Annotated in this window: 16 protein-coding genes, 1 tRNA gene and 4 pseudogenes; 9 read left to right on the top strand and 12 right to left on the bottom strand. The window is 50.2% G+C overall.

Features of this window, described 5'->3' with window-relative positions:
• Positions 1-49: 49 nt before the first annotated feature.
• From JZM30_RS02480 to rpsU, 7 genes are all read right to left on the bottom strand, one after another.
• Entirely contained in the window at positions 50-247 is a 198-nt protein-coding gene (locus JZM30_RS02480; protein ID WP_252317454.1) for a hypothetical protein, read from the bottom strand.
• Positions 248-292: 45 nt separating this feature from the next.
• The gene (locus JZM30_RS02475; RefSeq protein ID WP_252317453.1) at positions 293-532 is read right to left on the bottom strand and encodes a hypothetical protein; all 240 of its coding nucleotides are present in this window, start codon (positions 530-532) and stop codon (positions 293-295) included.
• A gap of 244 nt (positions 533-776) precedes the next feature.
• Complete coding sequence (locus JZM30_RS02470; protein ID WP_252317452.1) at positions 777-1,334, bottom strand: OmpA family protein; 558 nt, start codon at positions 1,332-1,334, stop codon at positions 777-779.
• A gap of 515 nt (positions 1,335-1,849) precedes the next feature.
• Positions 1,850-1,925: transfer RNA gene (locus JZM30_RS02465), tRNA-Ile, on the bottom strand.
• Positions 1,926-2,084: 159 nt separating this feature from the next.
• Complete coding sequence (gene rpoD / locus JZM30_RS02460; protein ID WP_252317451.1) at positions 2,085-3,932, bottom strand: RNA polymerase sigma factor RpoD; 1,848 nt, start codon at positions 3,930-3,932, stop codon at positions 2,085-2,087.
• A gap of 220 nt (positions 3,933-4,152) precedes the next feature.
• Positions 4,153-5,901, bottom strand: a complete 1,749-nt coding sequence (gene dnaG, locus JZM30_RS02455; RefSeq protein ID WP_252317450.1) for a DNA primase — start codon at positions 5,899-5,901, stop codon at positions 4,153-4,155.
• Between the two features lie 137 nt (positions 5,902-6,038).
• Positions 6,039-6,254, bottom strand: a complete 216-nt coding sequence (rpsU, locus tag JZM30_RS02450) for a 30S ribosomal protein S21 (protein ID WP_001144069.1) — start codon at positions 6,252-6,254, stop codon at positions 6,039-6,041.
• 230 nt (positions 6,255-6,484) lie between these two features.
• Between rpsU and tsaD the strand changes: the two are divergent.
• Positions 6,485-7,497: pseudogene (gene tsaD, locus JZM30_RS02445) on the top strand (tRNA (adenosine(37)-N6)-threonylcarbamoyltransferase complex transferase subunit TsaD).
• Positions 7,498-7,561: 64 nt separating this feature from the next.
• Here tsaD and argR read toward each other — a convergent pair.
• Positions 7,562-8,016: pseudogene (gene argR, locus JZM30_RS02440) on the bottom strand (transcriptional regulator ArgR).
• Between the two features lie 485 nt (positions 8,017-8,501).
• On the opposite strand from argR, the gene mdh reads away from it, so the two are divergent.
• The gene (gene mdh / locus JZM30_RS02435; protein WP_252317449.1) at positions 8,502-9,452 is read left to right on the top strand and encodes a malate dehydrogenase; all 951 of its coding nucleotides are present in this window, start codon (positions 8,502-8,504) and stop codon (positions 9,450-9,452) included.
• An 8-nt stretch (positions 9,453-9,460) separates the two neighbouring features.
• Here mdh and JZM30_RS02430 read toward each other — a convergent pair whose 3' ends face one another.
• Positions 9,461-9,793, bottom strand: coding sequence for a helix-turn-helix domain-containing protein (locus JZM30_RS02430; RefSeq protein ID WP_252317448.1), 333 nt, complete (start codon positions 9,791-9,793; stop codon positions 9,461-9,463).
• 184 nt (positions 9,794-9,977) lie between these two features.
• Here JZM30_RS02430 and JZM30_RS02425 point away from each other — a divergent pair, with 184 nt between their 5' ends.
• Together JZM30_RS02425 and JZM30_RS02420 are read left to right on the top strand one after the other, a co-directional pair.
• Positions 9,978-10,376: a DNA-binding protein gene (locus tag JZM30_RS02425; RefSeq protein ID WP_252317447.1), complete on the top strand. Its 399-nt coding sequence runs from the start codon at positions 9,978-9,980 to the stop codon at positions 10,374-10,376.
• Positions 10,377-10,658: 282 nt separating this feature from the next.
• Positions 10,659-11,027 (top strand): annotated as a pseudogene (locus JZM30_RS02420) (DNA-binding protein).
• Between the two features lie 12 nt (positions 11,028-11,039).
• Here JZM30_RS02420 and ispB read toward each other — a convergent pair.
• Positions 11,040-12,011, bottom strand: a complete 972-nt coding sequence (ispB, locus tag JZM30_RS02415; protein ID WP_252317446.1) for an octaprenyl diphosphate synthase — start codon at positions 12,009-12,011, stop codon at positions 11,040-11,042.
• Between the two features lie 253 nt (positions 12,012-12,264).
• Between ispB and rplU the strand changes: the two genes are divergently transcribed.
• The 4 genes and pseudogenes from rplU to cgtA all read left to right on the top strand — a co-directional run bounded on the left by rplU (position 12,265) and on the right by cgtA (position 15,177).
• Positions 12,265-12,576: a 50S ribosomal protein L21 gene (rplU, locus tag JZM30_RS02410; protein ID WP_252317445.1), complete on the top strand. Its 312-nt coding sequence runs from the start codon at positions 12,265-12,267 to the stop codon at positions 12,574-12,576.
• A 20-nt stretch (positions 12,577-12,596) separates the two neighbouring features.
• Positions 12,597-12,854 (top strand): 50S ribosomal protein L27, encoded by a 258-nt coding sequence (gene rpmA / locus JZM30_RS02405; RefSeq protein ID WP_252317444.1) that lies wholly within the window; start codon positions 12,597-12,599, stop codon positions 12,852-12,854.
• Positions 12,855-12,954: 100 nt separating this feature from the next.
• Positions 12,955-13,771: pseudogene (locus JZM30_RS02400) on the top strand (EamA family transporter).
• Between the two features lie 251 nt (positions 13,772-14,022).
• Positions 14,023-15,177: an Obg family GTPase CgtA gene (gene cgtA, locus JZM30_RS02395; protein WP_252317443.1), complete on the top strand. Its 1,155-nt coding sequence runs from the start codon at positions 14,023-14,025 to the stop codon at positions 15,175-15,177.
• 148 nt (positions 15,178-15,325) lie between these two features.
• On the opposite strand, the gene dacB is transcribed toward cgtA, so the two are convergent.
• Positions 15,326-16,774 (bottom strand): serine-type D-Ala-D-Ala carboxypeptidase, encoded by a 1,449-nt coding sequence (dacB, locus tag JZM30_RS02390; RefSeq protein WP_252317442.1) that lies wholly within the window; start codon positions 16,772-16,774, stop codon positions 15,326-15,328.
• Between the two features lie 260 nt (positions 16,775-17,034).
• Here dacB and greA point away from each other — a divergent pair, with 260 nt between their 5' ends.
• Entirely contained in the window at positions 17,035-17,511 is a 477-nt protein-coding gene (greA, locus tag JZM30_RS02385) for a transcription elongation factor GreA (protein WP_252317441.1), read from the top strand.
• A gap of 118 nt (positions 17,512-17,629) precedes the next feature.
• On the opposite strand, the gene yhbY is transcribed toward greA, so the two are convergent.
• A complete protein-coding gene (gene yhbY, locus JZM30_RS02380; RefSeq protein WP_252317440.1) occupies positions 17,630-17,923 on the bottom strand; it encodes a ribosome assembly RNA-binding protein YhbY in 294 nt (97 codons plus the stop codon).
• Between the last annotated feature and the right edge of the window lie 99 nt (positions 17,924-18,022).

Below are 18,022 nucleotides of genomic sequence, written 5' to 3'. Positions count from 1 at the left end.
ATAGCAGGAAGCTTATTTCGCTGCTATTTCTATGTTTTATTTCATGCTGTTAGCGAAGAGTATTCGCTTTCTCAAGCGCTTCAACTTTCTTCTTGGCTTCTGCAACTTTTCGCTCGATGGTGGCGATCTCACTTTCACTGCTGGCATGTTGCGATTGTTGCTGGAGTTCTTGCAGACGCTTAAGTTGTTGCTGGCTGTCCTTTCCTTTGATTTTGCTGGATTTAAGGCTATTAAGTGTCTGTGTCAAATCCGAGCGTATGGCCGTCAGTTTGGCTTGTTCACTTGCCAGTAACTAATTCGACGCTTTTTGCTTGTCTTGTGTGCTGGCTAGCTCTTGCTTGGCAAGCTCATTTTCTTTCTGGCTACGTAGTACTTGCTGTTCCTGTTGGTCGATTTTTTGTCTATAGCCGCCGGAGGTGGCACAGTTCAATTTGGTGATAAAACTGGGGTCTTGTGCGTGCAAATCACAGTCTTGAGGGGTAGTGGCGCAACCAGCAAGCAGCATTGAGGCGAGTAGTGCATATTTTCTCATGACATTGTCCATGAATCAGGGAAAATAAAATTAGGTGGCTAATAGTTGCCATAAATAGGGCCGAGACTTAGCTCGGCCCATCAGATTTAGCCAAGGGAAATAGCTTGGCGCTGTTCGAACAAGCCATTCGCTTCTGCTTCCAGGGTGGTTATCTGGCTGTTCAACTTGGCATATTCTTTGTTCAAGACTTCCAACTTAGCCTTATCCGCCTTGTTATTTAGTCTCTTGTGCTTTTAATGCGACTTTAATACGCAGCATCTTTATCTTTCATTACCTTGATTTTGTCCTTCATCAACTTAATATTCGCGTCGATTTGGGACAACTCTTTTGTTGCGTTGGCTTTATCAAATCCGGCCTTGTTTTTTTGCTGACTAATTTTAGCCAGAGTTGCCTGATTCTCACTGATAACCTGCTTCATGGTAAGGGTAGTTTTCTCTACTGCCGAAGTATCCTTGCTAATATCCGTGTCCATGGCTTTCAGGCGATCTCCCGTCGTTGCGTAATCTTTTTGCAATGAGTCGAGATAGTAGTTGGCTGTCATACCAACAGCACAACCGGCAGCATCACCAATAGCTGCGCCGATCAAAGCATCTTTACTATTGCCTTTTAGGGAGCCAGCCAGAGCACCGAGACCACAGCCTTGTGCGCCCGAAGCGCTAAAGAATTTGGATTGCTCACCACTTGTTAATCGCGCATCTGGTTTGGTGCCTGCTAACAGAGAACTTCCCGTGTTGGCACAACCGCTAAGAACCAGCGTTGTGGATACAAGAAGGCAAGCTGCACTACGACTAATAATATTCATCTGTGTTTCGTCCTTAAATAATCAAATAGAGCAAGCGAAGAAAGGAGCGTACCGTCATAAATTTCATTTGCGCGAAGATTTATCTAATGAGGAACGACTTTATTTGGACGCTTTTATAAAGGCCAATTTCTCGTCGTCACAGAATAAATCACTCCAAATTGAGATCTTTTAATAATTTCATTTGGTTTTCGCAGATCTCAATATTTTAGTTTTGGTCGTTTTTTGCACACTTAACATTCATGTATAAATGTGTTAGGAATTTATACATTGTTTCATGAATGATTGTCACCAGATTTGATCGCTATCATTTAAAATATTAGAGACCTTTAGAATTGAAGTTATGCCCATTCCCACTAGAGGAAATTTTCTCTTTTCGAACCTTGCGGCAAGGGAGGCATATTGGATGGTATTTGGTTTGTGGGAAACAGAAAAGGGCAATGCTCACAACTAACAAAAAAGCCACTTCGCAAGAAGTGGCTTAATCATCTGATTTATCAGCTAAATTTTGGTGGCTTTGGTGGCCCCTGTTGGGTTTGAACCAACGACCAAGCGATTATGAGTCGCCTGCTCTAACCACTGAGCTAAGGGGCCATGTGGGCGTGAATTATACGGTAACATGGCGGGGCAGGTCTAGAGCAACGTTGCCCGTATGCTGGTTTTGTATGCAGCCTAGCCCGTTGTTATCGTTATAATTACCATAAAAAAAGCCCTCAATGTTGATGGCTTTTTCCTATTTCCATTTAGATGCTGTTAATCATCCAGGAAACTACGCAACACTTCGGAACGACTTGGGTGACGCAGCTTGCGCAGCGCCTTGGCTTCAATCTGACGAATACGTTCACGCGTAACGTCGAACTGTTTGCCCACTTCTTCCAGCGTGTGGTCGGTGTTCATGTTGATACCGAAACGCATAAGCAGTACTTTGGCTTCGCGCGCCGTCAGGCCAGCCAGTACATCGTGGGTGGCTGAACGAAGGCTCTCTGACGTTGCAGAGTCCAGCGGCAGTTCCAGCGTGGTGTCCTCGATGAAGTCGCCCAGATGTGAATCTTCATCATCACCGATCGGTGTTTCCATGGAAATCGGCTCTTTGGCGATCTTCAGCACCTTGCGGATCTTGTCTTCCGGCATCAGCATGCGTTCGGCAAGTTCCTCTGGCGTCGGCTCACGGCCCATTTCCTGCAACATCTGACGCGAAATACGGTTCAGCTTATTAATCGTTTCGATCATGTGAACAGGAATACGGATGGTACGCGCCTGATCGGCGATAGAACGGGTGATCGCCTGACGGATCCACCAGGTGGCATAAGTAGAAAACTTATAGCCACGACGGTATTCAAACTTGTCTACGGCCTTCATCAGGCCGATGTTACCTTCCTGAATCAGATCCAGGAATTGCAGACCGCGGTTGGTGTACTTCTTGGCGATAGAAATCACCAGACGCAGGTTCGCCTCGACCATCTCTTTCTTGGCGCGGCGTGCCTTGGCTTCACCGATCGACATGCGACGGTTGATGTCTTTCACCTGCTCGATAGTCAAGCCGGTTTCTTCTTCGATCTGATGCAGCTTCTGCAAGCTGCGCCGCACGTCTTCTTCCACTTCAACCAGCTTCTCGCTCCAGGGCTTGTTCATGGCCTTGGCGGCGGAGAACCAGGTGTCATTGGTTCCGTTACCGGTGAACAGCGTGACGAAGTTTTTCTTCGGCATTTTGCACTGTTCAACGCAAAGTTTCATGATCAAACGCTCTTGCGTGCGAACGCGATCCATCATGGTGCGCATGCTGTTGACCAGGAAATCGAACTGTTTCGGCACCAAACGGAACTGCTTGAAAATGTCAGAGAGCTTCAGGATCTCTTCCGCGGCCTTAGCGTGGTTACGGCCATGGGCTTTGATTGTTTGACGTTTGACTTCGTACTGTTCACGCAGCTCGGTAAATTTCTGACGTGCCAGCTCTGGATCGATGCTGTTGTCTTCTTCTGCATCGTCGTCGTCTTCGCTTTCCTCGTCGTCATCATCGTCATCGTCCATATCTTCGCTGGACAATTTAGAGCCAACGTGGGTTGCGGTAGGCGCAAGATCTTCTTCGGCGTTAGGATCGACAAACCCGGTGATCAGATCGGAAAGGCGGCTTTCTTCGGCCTCGACGCGATCGTATTGTTCCAACAGATAAGTGATCGCTTCAGGATATTCGGCAACAGAACACTGAACCTGGTTGATACCGTCTTCGATCCGCTTGGCGATGTCGATTTCACCTCCGCGGGTGAGCAACTCAACGGTGCCCATTTCACGCATGTACATGCGCACCGGGTCGGTAGTACGCCCAATTTCGGACTCTACGCTTGAGAGCACCTGAGCAGCAGCTTCTGCGGCATCTTCATCGGTGTCAGACGTAGTTTCTGCCAACAGCAGGTCATCCGCATCCGGTGCTTCTTCCATCACCTGGATGCCCATGTCATTAATCATCTGGATGATGTCTTCGATCTGATCGGAATCGATGATATCTTCCGGCAGATGGTCATTGACCTCAGCATAGGTCAGGTAGCCTTGCTCCTTACCACGGGTGACAAGTAGCTTCAGCTGTGACTGCGGGTTTTGCTCCATAAGACGGTATCCACACTTCAGAGTATTAGGTTGGTGTCGGTCGGCATAATTATACCGGTCATCTTTCACGATGCAGGTGCCTTTCGCTCGCCTGTTCGTTGAAAGCTATTGGGTATAGCCAACAATAACATTCGGGGTATTTCTTCTTCTCGCCGCAGCCCCTTCTAGCGGCTTTGGCAGGGATTCACCCTGCTGGTTATCGGCAATTAAGCCTCTGTAATCAGTTCTTTCTTGTAAGCGCCTGGTTCAGCATGTGCACTTCGTTACGTTCTTCCGCGGTCAACCCCCGCAAACGTGACTGTGCTATCAATGATTCCAGCAGCTCCTCTAAAATATGGTTATATAGGGTAGTCAAGGTATCGATAAACGTCTCCTCTACCTTGTCCTCAACGATCATGTGGTTCCAGGTTGCCATGGTTTCAAGCTGTGGGCCTGATTTATTCTCCCGGTAAAGCTCCAGAAGCTGCCCCGTTGTCAAACCGGGCTGCGCATGGCACGCTTTCACCAGCTCAATAAACAGTGGCACACCGGCCATCTTCGATGCTGCCAACCCCTCCGGGGTCGTCACCAATGCTGCCAACTGCGGATTTTGTACCAGCAACCCTATTAGTATACGCATAGTTGTGCGTTTTAGTTGAGGCGGCTGGTAAGGCTGCGCCTGTTCTGCCGTTTTTGGCAGCAGTTTATCCAGTTGGCGATCGTCAAGAATCCCCAGTTTGTTGCCGAGCTGTTGACGTAGATACAGTCGCAGGGTTTCTCCCGGCACCTGACCAATCAACGGCAATACATCTCTTCCGAGCTTGGTTCTGCCCTCCGGAGAGCTCATATCCACTTGCTGTTGCAGGGTATCAAACAAGAACGTGGAGAGCGGCAGCGCCTGCTCCATCCTCTGTTCAAACGCTTGTTTACCCTCTTTACGCACCAGAGTATCCGGATCCTCTCCATCAGGGAGAAACATAAAGCGCAACTGGCGACCATCATTCAAGTAGGGTAGCGCCGTTTCCAGGGCGCGCCAGGCGGCATCTCGGCCTGAGCGGTCACCGTCATAGCAGCAAATCACCTGATCGGTAACGCGGAACATCATTTGAATATGGTCTGCGGTCGTGGCAGTGCCCAGTGACGCGACGGCATAATCAATACCGAATTGCGCCAGCGCCACCACGTCCATATAACCTTCAACCACAAGAAGACGTTTTAGTTCCGTGTGATTTTGTTGCACTTCGTAAAGGCCATACAATTGGCGGCCTTTATGAAAAATTTCAGTTTCCGGCGAGTTCAGGTATTTGGGCAATCCGTCTCCCAACACGCGCCCGCCAAAGGCGATAACGCGGCCGCGCTTATCGCGGATCGGGAACATGACGCGCTCACGGAAGCGGTCATAGGTACGTCCTTGCTCATTTTTAACCAGCATCCCCGCATCGCTCAGGGTTTCACGATCTTCATCGTGACGACCAAAGCGCTTTAATACGTTGTCCCACCCGGCAGGAGCGAAGCCAATAGCGAAGTGGCGAATCACTTCCGCACTCAGGCCGCGTTGTGCCAGATAACCTTGGGCGGCGGCTGCCGTTGGCTGGTTTAACGCCTGTTGATAAAACTCGCTCAGTTGCCCCATAAGTTCATACAGGCTTTGACGCTGATGGCGTTCAAGCGCTGTGGTGCCAGTGCCGGATTCATAAGGCACTTCCAGACTGTGCATGGATGCCAATTCTTCGATGCTTTCAACGAACTCCAAGCGATCGTAGTTCATTAAAAAATCGATGGCATTGCCGTGCGCGCCGCAGCCGAAGCAATGGTAAAACTGCTTATCACCGTTTACGGTGAAAGACGGGGTTTTCTCATGGTGAAACGGACAGCACGCGTGAAAGTTCTTGCCCTGCTTCTTGAGCTTCACGCGCGCGTCGATCAGATCGACGATATCAGTGCGTGCCAGCAGGTCATTGATAAAAACGCGTGGGATTCTTCCAGCCATAAGCACCTGTTTTTAATACAAATAAACGATAACTTATAAACGACAACAAGCCGCGCTTCCTTTCGGAAAGCACGGCCTTCGTATGCAACTGCTAAGTCTGCGGATTAATCACGCGGTGGAGGCCAAGCCTCCAGAAATTAATACAGACGAGTGCGGCGTGCGTTTTCTCGAGCCAGTTTCTTCGCGTGACGTTTCACAGCAGAAGCTTTAGCGCGTTTACGTTCGGTTGTCGGTTTTTCATAGAACTCACGACGACGAACTTCAGCCAGAACACCCGCTTTTTCACAGGAACGTTTGAAGCGACGCAGCGCTACATCGAACGGCTCGTTTTCACGTACTTTAATTACCGGCATGTGCCTCCCACCTTAATAATTCGGTATGTGCTGGCCTTGTGCCAGCCTTTTCAAAATGGTGCGGAATTCTACTGCAAACGTGATGCGCTTGTAAAGCATTGCGGCGATCATAAAACACCCAACGCGCACGCAGAGCAGAAAATCCAAACCGATAATGATAGACTATCTGTTGTATGAAGCAAGTGGCAAGTGGATGTCGGCTTGCGTGGCAACGAACGTTAGGTAGAACGATGCGCATATTGGGTATTGAAACCTCCTGTGATGAAACCGGGGTGGCGATTTATGACACGGATGCCGGGTTATTGGCTAACCAACTGTACAGCCAAGTAAAACTACATGCTGATTATGGCGGTGTCGTGCCGGAACTGGCCTCGCGCGATCACGTGCGTAAAACGATTCCTCTGATTCAGGCTGCCCTGAAAGAGGCGGATTTGTCCGCATCGGACATCGATGGTGTGGCCTACACTGCCGGCCCTGGACTGGTGGGCGCATTGTTGGTCGGTGCAACGGTCGGGCGTGCGCTGGCATTTGCCTGGGGCGTGCCGGCGGTTCCGGTTCACCACATGGAAGGGCATTTGCTGGCCCCGATGCTGGAAGATAATCCGCCGGAATTTCCTTTCGTCGCGCTATTGGTTTCTGGCGGTCACACGCAGTTAATCAGCGTCACTTGCATCGGTGAATACCGGTTGCTGGGAGAATCTGTTGACGATGCCGCCGGTGAAGTCTTTGATAAAACGGCAAAGCTGCTGGGACTGGATTACCCGGGAGGCCCGATGTTGTCCAAACTGGCACAGCGTGGCGATGCCTCACGTTTTACCTTTCCTCGCCCGATGACCGACAGACAAGGGCTGAATTTTAGCTTTTCTGGTTTGAAAACCTTTGCCACCAATACTATTCGCGCCAATGGCAATGATGATCAAACCCGTGCTGATATTGCGCGCGCGTTTGAAGATTCGGTGGTTGATACGTTAGCGATAAAATGTCGTCGAGCGTTGGATGAGACCGGCTTTAAACGTCTGGTGATGGCTGGCGGCGTCAGTGCCAACCGCACGCTGCGTGCTCGCCTGACAGAGATCATGGCTAAACGGGGTGGGGCGGTTTTTATGCGCGGCCTGAGTTTTGTACCGATAATGGCGCGATGATTGCCTATGCGGGCAGTGTGAGGCTGTTACGCAATCAAAGTCAGGAATTGGGCGTGAGCGTGCGTCCACGTTGGCCATTGTCTGAGTTGCCTGCCGTTTGACCCAGCCCCACGCCAGATACCTTCATCTGGCGTGGGTCACTGCGTCAGCAATCTTGGTGGGTCACTACAGTTCCTGTTCGAACAGCGTCAAAATGGCGTCGAACAACTGCTTAACGCTAAAGCCGCGTGATGGCGTGGTGAAAATGGTGTCATCTCCGGCAATGGTGCCCAGAATCCCTTCTGATTTCCCCAGTGAATCCAGCAACCGAGCGATCAATTGCGCAGCACCCGGACTGGTGTGAATAACCACAACAGCATCGTTATAATCGACATCCAGCACCAGATTTTTCAGCAGGCTGGTGGTGGGTACACCCAGTTCTGCAGGTAGGCAATAGACCATCTCCATTTTGGCATTGCGCCAAATTTAGTCAGCATACGTGATACTTTTGATTGATTTATATTTTCAAAACCGTCGTCTTGTAACGCCAACACGATCTCGCTTTGATAACTAAACTTCTCTTCCTTTAACAGCGCCTTGAACGCTTTGACCAAATCTTCCTGTTTCGTGGAGTTACGCATTCTGCACCGTGTGTTGTGATCGTTGATGCGTGCATTATGCAGTTGGGTGAATTTTTATGCAATATGGGCGCTTAAAGAAGTGACTCGGTAGGGGGCAGTACGATAATTGCGCTAAAATGTTTAAACGACGTAATCGATGAAAAAAAAATGAGCGTTTAGTCACATAAAAGTGAATTAAATGTTATCAGAATGATGTTGTTTACTGGCTGCGGTTCGGTGTAATGTAGCCGCCATTGTACTGAACGTAATGCGCGCTGCATTATTTACTCACTTACTTATAACTTTACTTACCTTACAAATCACTCGGCAGATTTTGATTTATTACTAATGATATAGTTTTTTCTTTTCCATGACCTAATATCGAGGTCTCGGCATTGCCGGCATTCGTTCGGTAAGCCGTTTAAACCTCCTGATTTTATTCATGTCTGGCGGTTTATTGCACAAATTCACGGCATTTTTACTTTTACGATAATAAGGAGTTTAGGATGAAAGTTGCAGTTCTCGGAGCAGCGGGCGGTATCGGTCAGGCTCTCGCGCTCCTGCTCAAAACCCAGCTTCCTTCAGGTTCAGAATTATCTCTTTATGACATTGCTCCGGTAACGCCGGGCGTCGCCGTTGATCTGAGCCATATCCCCACAGCAGTATCCATCAAAGGTTTTTGCGGTGAAGACGCCACCCCTGCGCTGGTCGGTGCGGACATCGTTCTGATCTCGGCCGGTGTCGCTCGCAAGCCGGGCATGGACCGTTCCGATCTGTTCAATGTGAATGCGGGGATCGTGCGCAATCTGGTTGAACAGATTGCCCGTACCAGCCCGAAAGCCTGCATTGGTATCATTACCAACCCGGTTAACACGACGGTGGCGATTGCCGCGGACGTACTGAAAAAAGCCGGTGTGTACGACAAGAACAAGCTGTTCGGCGTAACCACGCTGGATATTATCCGCTCGAATACCTTTGTGGCGGAAATGAAAGGCAAGCTGCCGCAAGAGGTTGAAGTCCCTGTGATTGGCGGGCACTCTGGTGTGACGATCCTTCCCCTGTTGTCACAAATTCCTGGTGTAACGTTCAGCGAGCAGGAAGTGGCGGATCTTACCAAGCGTATCCAGAACGCAGGCACGGAAGTGGTGGAAGCCAAGGCCGGTGGCGGATCGGCAACCCTCTCGATGGGTCAGGCGGCGGCGCGTTTTGGGCTGTCTCTGGTACGCGCTCGGCAAGGCGACGATGGGGTTGTGGAATGCGCCTATGTGGAAGGTGACGGCGAGCATGCCCGTTTCTTCGCACAGTCGCTGTTGCTGGGCAAATCCGGCATCGTTGAGCGTAAGTCCATTGGCGCACTGAGCCCGTTTGAAAAACAGGCTCTGGATAACATGTTGGGCACCCTGAGACAGGATATCGAATTGGGCGAATCCTTTGTGAATGGCTCAGTACGCGGTTAATCGGTGTCTTAACGCCAGATGGTGATAAGCCGGAGAGAAGGTGCTCCGGCTTTTTTATATCGGGATTTTGGGTGAGGATCGTCATGTCTGATAAGTTTTTTCCTATCAATCAGTATGTTACTTTTCGGATCGTAGTAACGGCTGGGCCAGATTTCAGCAGGGTGAATGTTGATTACCTCGGCGATGAGCCATTCTCCCTTGGGCAAGGGGCGTGATATCGCATTGGCTAGAGTGGAGGAACTTAATCCCGCTCCTCGTGAGACTGCCGCTAGCGTGATGCCTTTTTTACGGGGTGCGGCAATGATATCGGCAGGGTGCCAGTCGTGTTTCCTTGCGCTCATAATCTTTCCTTCTTGCTACAAGATAATGGTCCATTGGTGGTATAAATAACGCTCGTCAGTTAAACGTATGGAATGCGTGAACGGAATTAGGAAAAAATATAGCATGATATTTCCAATAATCTCCTTAACGTCATTCCTAATAAATTAAATTTTGTAATGCATCGCACTATCAGGATGAAAGGCTATGAAAAAAAAGTGGTTCACCACTGCTGAATTGCTGGGGATGGCGGGATTGCCTAAAACACGGCAAGGCGTAAATAAACGTGCTCGGGAAGACGGGTGGGAAAAACGCCGTCATAAAGGGGTTCAATGGCGCGACGTTGAATACTCCCTTTATAGCCTGCCAGAACTGGTGCAGCATTCGCTTTCACTGCAAGAAACCCCATCATCCTACGCAGTACGTCAGGCCGATATGCTAGCCGTCTGGATTCAGATCTATCAACAGTTCTATCAACAGTGCTCTGAGCAAGAAAGAGAGGCGCTGGTCGCGCATATCTTGCGTTACGGTATGGCCTCTGTGTTGTCTCAGTTGCGGATTTCATCGTCAGATGACGCAGCGCCTGATGACCCCTCTGCTACCTGAATCTATACTGATGCCCTATTTTTGCGGATGGTGTACGCCCCGCTTGCTTGTCACTTTTTTCCCTTCTTTGTTCAGTTCCCGTTTCAACGTCAGCGCGCGTTTTAGTCCAATATATAACACTTAATCGATAATTTAATCGGTAACGGTTACGCGTTTTTGGGAGATTTATTGTTGTTTTTGTTTTTATTATTGGAAACCAAGGCGACGGTGTGGATCATCGGCCGTCACCTTGGCGTGCGTTAATGCCGTTTATGGAGGATGTTGCGAATGGGAAAAGCATAGTTGACGCCCCAGGAGCTACTGGGTATAGCAGGTTTGCCAAAATCGAGACGGGGCCTTAACAAACGCGCCAGAGAAGAAGGCTGGGAAAAACGTAAACGAAAAGGGGTGCAAGGGCGGGCCGTTGAATATGCGCGAGAGAGTTTACCGCAGGAGGTGCGCAAACGGCTCCAGATTCGTGAAATGGCGTAAATGTCACCGCCAGCTTATACGACACTTGCCAAACCGCTGCTGGCTTCCTGGATTCAGATATTTGAAAAACTCTCGATCAACGAGCAGGAAGCGTTGATCGATTTTGTGCTGCGCGAAGGCGCGATTGCCATGTTGTCACGCCTCGAGATCGCAAGCGATCCCAACGCATCGACAATATAGCGCACGGACGCATTAATAATCGCGTTGAACGGCAATATGTGTCAGGCCTTCCAGTGCCTCACGGAAGGCGCTCGGCGGCAGCGCTTGAAGCGAGGAAATCGCTTTATCCGCCTCTTGCTCTGCACGCTGTCGGGTGTATTCCAGCGAGCCGCACTGTTGCATGGCAGCAAGCACCGGTTCCAGAAGATGGCGACCATTGCCCTCTTCGATCGCCTTGCGGATCATCGCACATTGCTCGCTATTGCCGTTACGCATAGCGTGTAACAGCAGCAGCGTGGGTTTGCCTTCGTTCAGGTCGTCACCGGTATTTTTACCTAAGGTTTTTCCGTCGGCGCTGTAATCCAGCAGATCGTCAATCAGTTGGAATGCCGTGCCGAGATAACGCCCGTATTCCTGCAACGCTTTTTCCTGCTCATCGGTGGCACCCGCCAGAATCCCAGATGCTTGCGCTGCTGCTTCGAAAAGGCGCGCTGTCTTACTGTAGATGACGCGCATGTAACTCTCTTCGGTGATATCCGGATCGTTACAGTTCATCAGTTGCAGCACTTCACCTTCAGCGATGACGTTGACCGCCTCAGACATCAGCGCCAGGACGCGCAGCGAGCCCAGGCTGGTCATCATCTGGAACGCGCGCGTATAGATGAAATCCCCAACCAATACACTGGCCGCATTGCCGAAGGCGGCATTGGCAGTTTCCTTGCCACGACGCATATCAGATTCATCCACCACATCATCATGCAGCAGCGTGGCAGTGTGGATAAATTCAATCAATGCTGCGACTGTCACATGTTTATCACCTTCATACGCCAGCGCGCGGGCGGCCAGCACGGCTATCATGGGACGAATACGCTTCCCGCCACCACCGATAATGTAATTGCCAATCTGGTTGATAAGTACAACATCTGAATTGAGTTGTGCCAGAATAACGCCATTGACGTCGTTCATATCATGGGCAGCTAATGCTGTGATCTGTTCTAGATTCATATCTGTGCCAGTGCTTTTTCTGTACGCCGTGGTTAGGGTCGGTTCCATACCGGCTTCAATGGTTATTGTGGACTGATTGTACTTGAAAAATGGCACAGATAAATGGTCGTGAAGAACCTGTACTCTTTTTCTTCAATCCTCTCGAATCTGCACTTGTCATCGGTAGGTTTTTTGCGTAGAATTCGCGCCCTATTGTGAATATTTATAGCGTGCTCGAATAATCAATATGAGTACGCGGAAAGCGGAGTTTTATATGTACGCAGTTTTCCAAAGTGGTGGCAAACAACACCGAGTAAGCGAAGGTCAAACCGTTCACGTGGAAAAGCTGGGCATCGCAACTGGTGAAGTTGTTGAATTTGACCTGGTTCTGATGGTTGCTGATGGTGAAGAAATCAAAATCGGCGTTCCTTTCGTCGATGGTGGCAAGATCAAGGCAGAAGTTGTTGCCCATGGTCGCGGTGAGAAAGTAACGATCGTTAAATTCCGTCGCCGTAAACACTACCGTAAGCAAGCGGGCCATCGTCAGTGGTTCACTGACGTGAAAATTACTGGCATCAGCGCTTAAGACTTAGGAGAGCGGATTAAATGTCACACAAAAAAGCTGGCGGCTCGACTCGTAACGGCCGCGATTCCAACGCACAACGCCTGGGCGTAAAACGTTTCGGCGGTGAAAGTGTTCTGGCTGGCAACATCATCGTTCGTCAACGTGGTACTAAATTCCACGCTGGCACCAGCGTAGGTTGCGGTAAAGACCACACTCTGTTTGCTTTGGCTGACGGTAAAGTTCAGTTTGAAGTTAAAGGCCCTAAAAACCGTAAATACATCAGCATCGTTGCTGAGTAATTTTTCGCGTCAGGTCTGACAGATATAAAGCCCCGCAATTCGTTGCGGGGCTTTATACATTTCCATATCCCTTCACCACCCGCAATAAACTGAGAGAACCATGCAGACGAAACAGCAGGCTGGCATCGGGCTGAGCCTGGCCTTGACGACGGCAGTATGCTGGGGTGCACTACCCATTGCCATGAAGCAGGTGCTTGTTGTCATGGAACCCTATGCCGTTATGTGGTATCGGTTTTTTATGGCCTCGATCGGGCTTGGGATCATTCTTTTCTCTCGTGGTCAGCTACCGCCGTTGCGTCTTTTTCGCCAGCGTGCTTATTCTGAAAGAGAAAATGCGTGGCACGCAGATTATCGGTGCCATCATGTTGCTGTGCGGTATGTTGCTGTTTTTCAACGCCAGTCTGATCGAGATTTTTACCCGACTGACGGATTACACCCTTGGCGTGTTGTTGGGAATGGGTGCCGCCACGGTGTGGGTGAGTTACGGCGTGGCACAAAAAGTATTGCTGCGCCGCTTGTCCTCACAACAGATTTTACTGCTGCTGTATGTTCTGTGCGTATTGTGTATTACGCCGTGGGCGCACCCTGAGACCATCTTTCAACTGACCCGCTGGCAGTTGATTTGTCTGCTTTTTTGCGGTTTGAATACACTGGTTGGCTATGGTGCATTGGCTGAGGCGATGGCGCGCTGGCAGGCGGCCCAGGTGAGTGCCATTATTACATTGACGCCGCTGTTCACGCTGTTGTTCTCTGACCTGCTGGCAATCCTGTGGCCGTTCTATTTTGCCACACCGGCGTTAAATCTTGTTGGTTATATCGGTGCGTTTGTGGTGGTCTCCTGGGCCATGTTTTCCGCGATTTGGCACCGTTTTTTTCCGGGAAGAAAACGCGATAATGTCATACCGGTGCCAAAGTAACGCGTGTTAGCCTGACGCTACCGATGGTTGTGTGCGCTGTTTATTTTTAATACAGATGAAATCAACGCGGGAAGCGGGTACAATGCCGCTCCCTTGCGAGGCTGGTTCTGTTACGTTCCGTTTTTTGCATGATGCGCGGCGATCATTCACGCGTCATGCCATGAAAGCATCGCGCCAAAGAGCACCGACAATGTCCTGATGCATGGCGTCTGATGATCGGTGATCTCTATAGGTTGTTGCGGAGAGAGTGAATGAAGTTTGTAGATGAAGCTACCATTCTGGTGGTGGCTGGTGACGGCGGTAATGGCTGTGTTAGCTTCCGTCGTGAAAAATATATCCCCAATGGTGGTCCGGACGGCGGCGACGGCGGCGACGGCGGTGACGTTTATCTGTTGGCGGATGAGAGCCTGAATACGCTGATCGATTTTCGCTTTGAGAAATCTTATCGCGCAGAGCGCGGTCAGAACGGGCAAAGCCGTGATTGCACCGGCAAGCGTGGTAAAGATATCACCATCAAGGTGCCGATTGGTACGCGTGTGCTGGACGAAAGCACCGGAGAGGTGCTGGGTGATATGACGCGCCACGAGCAGCGTTTGATGGTGGCGAAAGGCGGCTGGCACGGACTGGGTAATACCCGTTTCAAATCGTCGGTTAACCGCGCGCCGCGCCAGAAAACCAGCGGTACAGCAGGCGAAGAGCGTTCTCTGATGCTGGAATTGTTGCTGCTGGCGGATGTCGGGATGCTGGGGCTGCCGAATGCCGGTAAATCGACGTTTATTCGCGCGGTGTCCGCCGCTAAGCCCAAGGTGGCGGATTATCCCTTCACCACACTGGTGCCTAGCCTGGGTGTGGTGCGCATGGACAGCGAGAAAAGCTTCGTCGTGGCCGATATCCCTGGGTTGATCGAAGGTGCTTCCGAAGGCGCTGGTCTGGGGATTCGTTTTCTCAAACATTTGGAGCGCTGTCGCGTGCTGCTGCACCTGATCGACCTTGCGCCGATCGACGAATCAGATTCGGTAGAAAATGCTAAAGTGATCGTCAATGAGTTGCAGCAATACAGCGCTTCTCTGGCAGAAAAACCGCGTTGGTTGGTGTTCAACAAGGTCGATCTGATCGAGAAAGAGGATGCTGAACAGCGTGCCAAAGCAATTGCGGAAGCATTAGGTTGGGAAGGTAAATACTACCTGATCTCTGCTGCCAACCGTTCTGGCGTCAACGCACTGTGCTGGGATGTGATGAACTTCCTGGAAACACAGCCGAAAGCCATGGCCATCGAAGAGAAAGGGTCTGAAAAAGTTGAGTTCATGTGGGATGACTACCATCGTGAACAGCTGGCGGCGGTGGAAAATGAAGCCGAAGAAGAGTGGGATGACGACGAAGGCGTCGAGATCATCTACAAGAAATAATTCTAGGGCCGCGATCCTCCTGTGACGGAGGAAATGTACCTAAAACGGTCATTCCCCATCTCCGTCTTTCGCCGAGGATGACAAAGAGTTAAGTGACTTTATCTGCCGTCTGGGCACGATCCCTCCTGGGTATCGTGCTTTTTTTATCTCAATTGTTCTGATAAAGATCTTTGTACAGACGACTTTCAAAGCGCGCCAGTGGTACACGGCTGGCGCGCTGATCTTCAGGTGGCACCGCATATCCAGATAGAAATTGCACGAAAGCCATGCGCTGGCCGCTTGCCGTGGTGATAAAGCCAGCGAGGTTATACACCCCTTGCAGTGCACCGGTTTTCGCAGAAACCTTGCTGTCAACGCCGGCTTCATGTAATCCGGCACGGTACTGTAAGGTACCGTTGTAACCTGCCAAAGGCAGCATCTCGATGAACTTCAATTCGTTATCGTGCTGGGCAATGTATTGCAGCGCCTGCATCATGGTGGCGGGTGAAATCAGGTTATGGTGCGGCAGTCCAGAGCCATCAACGACAATGCTGTTATCCAGATTAACGCCCGCTTTTTGTCGCAGTACCTGACGCACCGCATAGGCTCCGGCGCGCCAGGTGCCTGGCACGCTGAAACGCTCATGTCCGATGGTGCGAAAAACGGTATCTGCAATCATGTTGTCGGATTTTTTCAGCATGATAGTGAGGAGGTCATGCAGCGGTGCGGATTGTGTCTGAGCCAGTACGGTACCCGCGGGGCTTGATAGTGTCTGACGGCGTAAGCTGCCTGTGATACGGATATCTGCTTGTAAAAGCTTATCTTTAACGATGGCACCAGCATAGCTGGCACCATCCTGAATAGCGAAAGCCAACGGTAACGGTTCGGCGCGTTGCATCAGACAGCCGGTCAGTGTGAAACGGTTTAATTCGCCCGGCACCACGTCCAGCTCGCAATATTGCCCATCAGATGAGCCTTTGGCTAGCGTACGCACTTCACTGAACATCTGGACCGGGTAGTAAGAAGCAACGCGAATAAATGCGTTGTCGCCCGCTTTAGGCGCGCTGTAGAGGGAGACGGAAAAGCAGTTGCGATCGACAATGGCTGCGCCTGGCTGTGCGCTAAAGCACTGTGTCATATCGTTCCACGGCCAGTCCGGCGCTTTGTCATGACTGGCGAACACTGAGGTATCGATGATCACATCACCGGCGATACTTTGTACGCCGCGTTTTTTCAATTCGGCGATCATATTACGGATCTGTTGGCGCTTCAGTGTAGGGTCGCCACTGAAACGCACTACCAAATTACCGTTCAATTTTCCGCCAATTACTGCACCATGACTTTCCAGTGTGGTCACGAAACGGTAATCTGGGCCTAGCTGTGGCAAAGCGGCTAACGCCGTCAACACTTTCTGGGTACTGGCGGGTAATGCCATTTGTTCACTGTTGTAAGCCACTGCGGGACTACTGGCACCTATTTTCTGTGCCAAGAACGCCAAATTAGTGCCATCCGGCAGGTATTGAATGTGATCGTTAATGCTTGCTGCGTGAGCGGGTAACACAGCGCTCTGTAGCACAACCGCGCAGGCAAGTCCGGAAAAAGTCGATAAAAAACGCATAATCTCAGCTTACAACAGGGTAACGTGGGGTCATACTACGGCGCAATGCGGTCTAAAGTAAACGATGACCCTTATGGAACTCTGGGTTAAAATACGTATCGAAATGCAAAATCGCTCCTGACCTGAAATCTTGTTCCGGGTCAGGTTACTTTTGTTTATTGCCAGGGAGCGCTGGCATACCGACCGTCTGTCGCATCGTTCGTTGAAGCGTCAGGATGACGATAATGAACGTCTTACAAGTTTCTTAGAGGTTTGAAGATATGAAACAATTTCCGATGACATTGCGTGGTGCAGAAAAACTACGTGAAGAGCTAGAATTCTTGAAAGGCACTCGCCGTCCGGAAATCATTGCGGCGATTGCTGAGGCTCGTGAACACGGTGATTTGAAAGAGAACGCTGAGTACCATGCGGCGCGCGAACAGCAGGGTTTTTGCGAAGGCCGGATTCAGGAAATCGAAGCCAAGTTGTCCAATGCGCAAGTGATTGATGTGGCAAAGATGCCAGCCAGTGGGCGCGTCATTTTTGGTGCGACGGTGTCTGTGATGAACCTGTATACAGAAGAAGAACAGACCTATCACATCGTGGGTGATGGTGAAGCGGATTTCAAACAAAACCTGATTTCTGTGAATTCGCCGATTGCCCGTGGGCTGATTGGCAAAGAGCAGGATGATGTCGTGACCATCAGAACGCCCGGAGGTCTGGTCGAGTATGAGATCCTGAAGGTCCAATATCTGTAATTTCGCCGATTAAATCGGCAAATTGTGTAAAGAAAAGCAAAAGGCTGCATGCGGTCTTTTCTCTAACGAACGGGTATGGCACCTTTTCGTTGAATGTGAAACACGGTGATATAATTGGTTACTTGGGTAACACAATTTTACGTTCTTTCGACGGGCGATACAGAACCAGCGTATAGCCGATAACCTGAACGTTGCAGGCACCGGTTTCGCGGATAATGGCTTCAACAATCAATGCCTTAGTATCCCGATCTTCAGTTGCAATTTTAACTTTAATCAGCTCATGATGTTCTAGCGATTGTTCAATTTCGGCCAGAACACCTTCGGTAAGGCCATTGTTACCCAGCATAACCACTGGTTTTAGCGGGTGAGCCAAGCTTTTCAGGTGCTGTTTTTGTTTGTTGCTTAGATTCATGTGTCTTTTTTACTTGGGTTGGGATTGAAAACGGGTCATTCTACCGCTATCTCACCATTATAACCAATTTGGTGACGTTGATGGGCCGATCTTTAGCGG

Origin of the sequence: Candidatus Symbiopectobacterium endolongispinus, from assembly GCF_018777385.1 — a bacterium.
In the GTDB taxonomy this organism is placed as follows: Bacteria; Pseudomonadota; Gammaproteobacteria; order Enterobacterales; family Enterobacteriaceae; genus Symbiopectobacterium; species Symbiopectobacterium endolongispinus.
This window is presented reverse-complemented; position numbering and strand designations above follow the sequence as displayed.

Coding starts and splice junctions, on each gene's coding strand:
- JZM30_RS02425 (WP_252317447.1), top strand. CDS start 9,978: ATGAAAAAAAAGTGGTTCACCACTGCTGAATTGCTGGGGATGGCGGGA.
- rpsU (WP_001144069.1), bottom strand. CDS start 6,254: ATGCCGGTAATTAAAGTACGTGAAAACGAGCCGTTCGATGTAGCGCTG.
- ispB (WP_252317446.1), bottom strand. CDS start 12,011: ATGAATCTAGAACAGATCACAGCATTAGCTGCCCATGATATGAACGAC.
- mdh (WP_252317449.1), top strand. CDS start 8,502: ATGAAAGTTGCAGTTCTCGGAGCAGCGGGCGGTATCGGTCAGGCTCTC.
- yhbY (WP_252317440.1), bottom strand. CDS start 17,923: ATGAATCTAAGCAACAAACAAAAACAGCACCTGAAAAGCTTGGCTCAC.
- cgtA (WP_252317443.1), top strand. CDS start 14,023: ATGAAGTTTGTAGATGAAGCTACCATTCTGGTGGTGGCTGGTGACGGC.
- dnaG (WP_252317450.1), bottom strand. CDS start 5,901: ATGGCTGGAAGAATCCCACGCGTTTTTATCAATGACCTGCTGGCACGC.
- JZM30_RS02475 (WP_252317453.1), bottom strand. CDS start 532: ATGAGAAAATATGCACTACTCGCCTCAATGCTGCTTGCTGGTTGCGCC.
- rpmA (WP_252317444.1), top strand. CDS start 12,597: ATGTCACACAAAAAAGCTGGCGGCTCGACTCGTAACGGCCGCGATTCC.
- rplU (WP_252317445.1), top strand. CDS start 12,265: ATGTACGCAGTTTTCCAAAGTGGTGGCAAACAACACCGAGTAAGCGAA.
- rpoD (WP_252317451.1), bottom strand. CDS start 3,932: ATGGAGCAAAACCCGCAGTCACAGCTGAAGCTACTTGTCACCCGTGGT.
- greA (WP_252317441.1), top strand. CDS start 17,035: ATGAAACAATTTCCGATGACATTGCGTGGTGCAGAAAAACTACGTGAA.
- dacB (WP_252317442.1), bottom strand. CDS start 16,774: ATGCGTTTTTTATCGACTTTTTCCGGACTTGCCTGCGCGGTTGTGCTA.
- JZM30_RS02430 (WP_252317448.1), bottom strand. CDS start 9,793: ATGAGCGCAAGGAAACACGACTGGCACCCTGCCGATATCATTGCCGCA.
- JZM30_RS02470 (WP_252317452.1), bottom strand. CDS start 1,334: ATGAATATTATTAGTCGTAGTGCAGCTTGCCTTCTTGTATCCACAACG.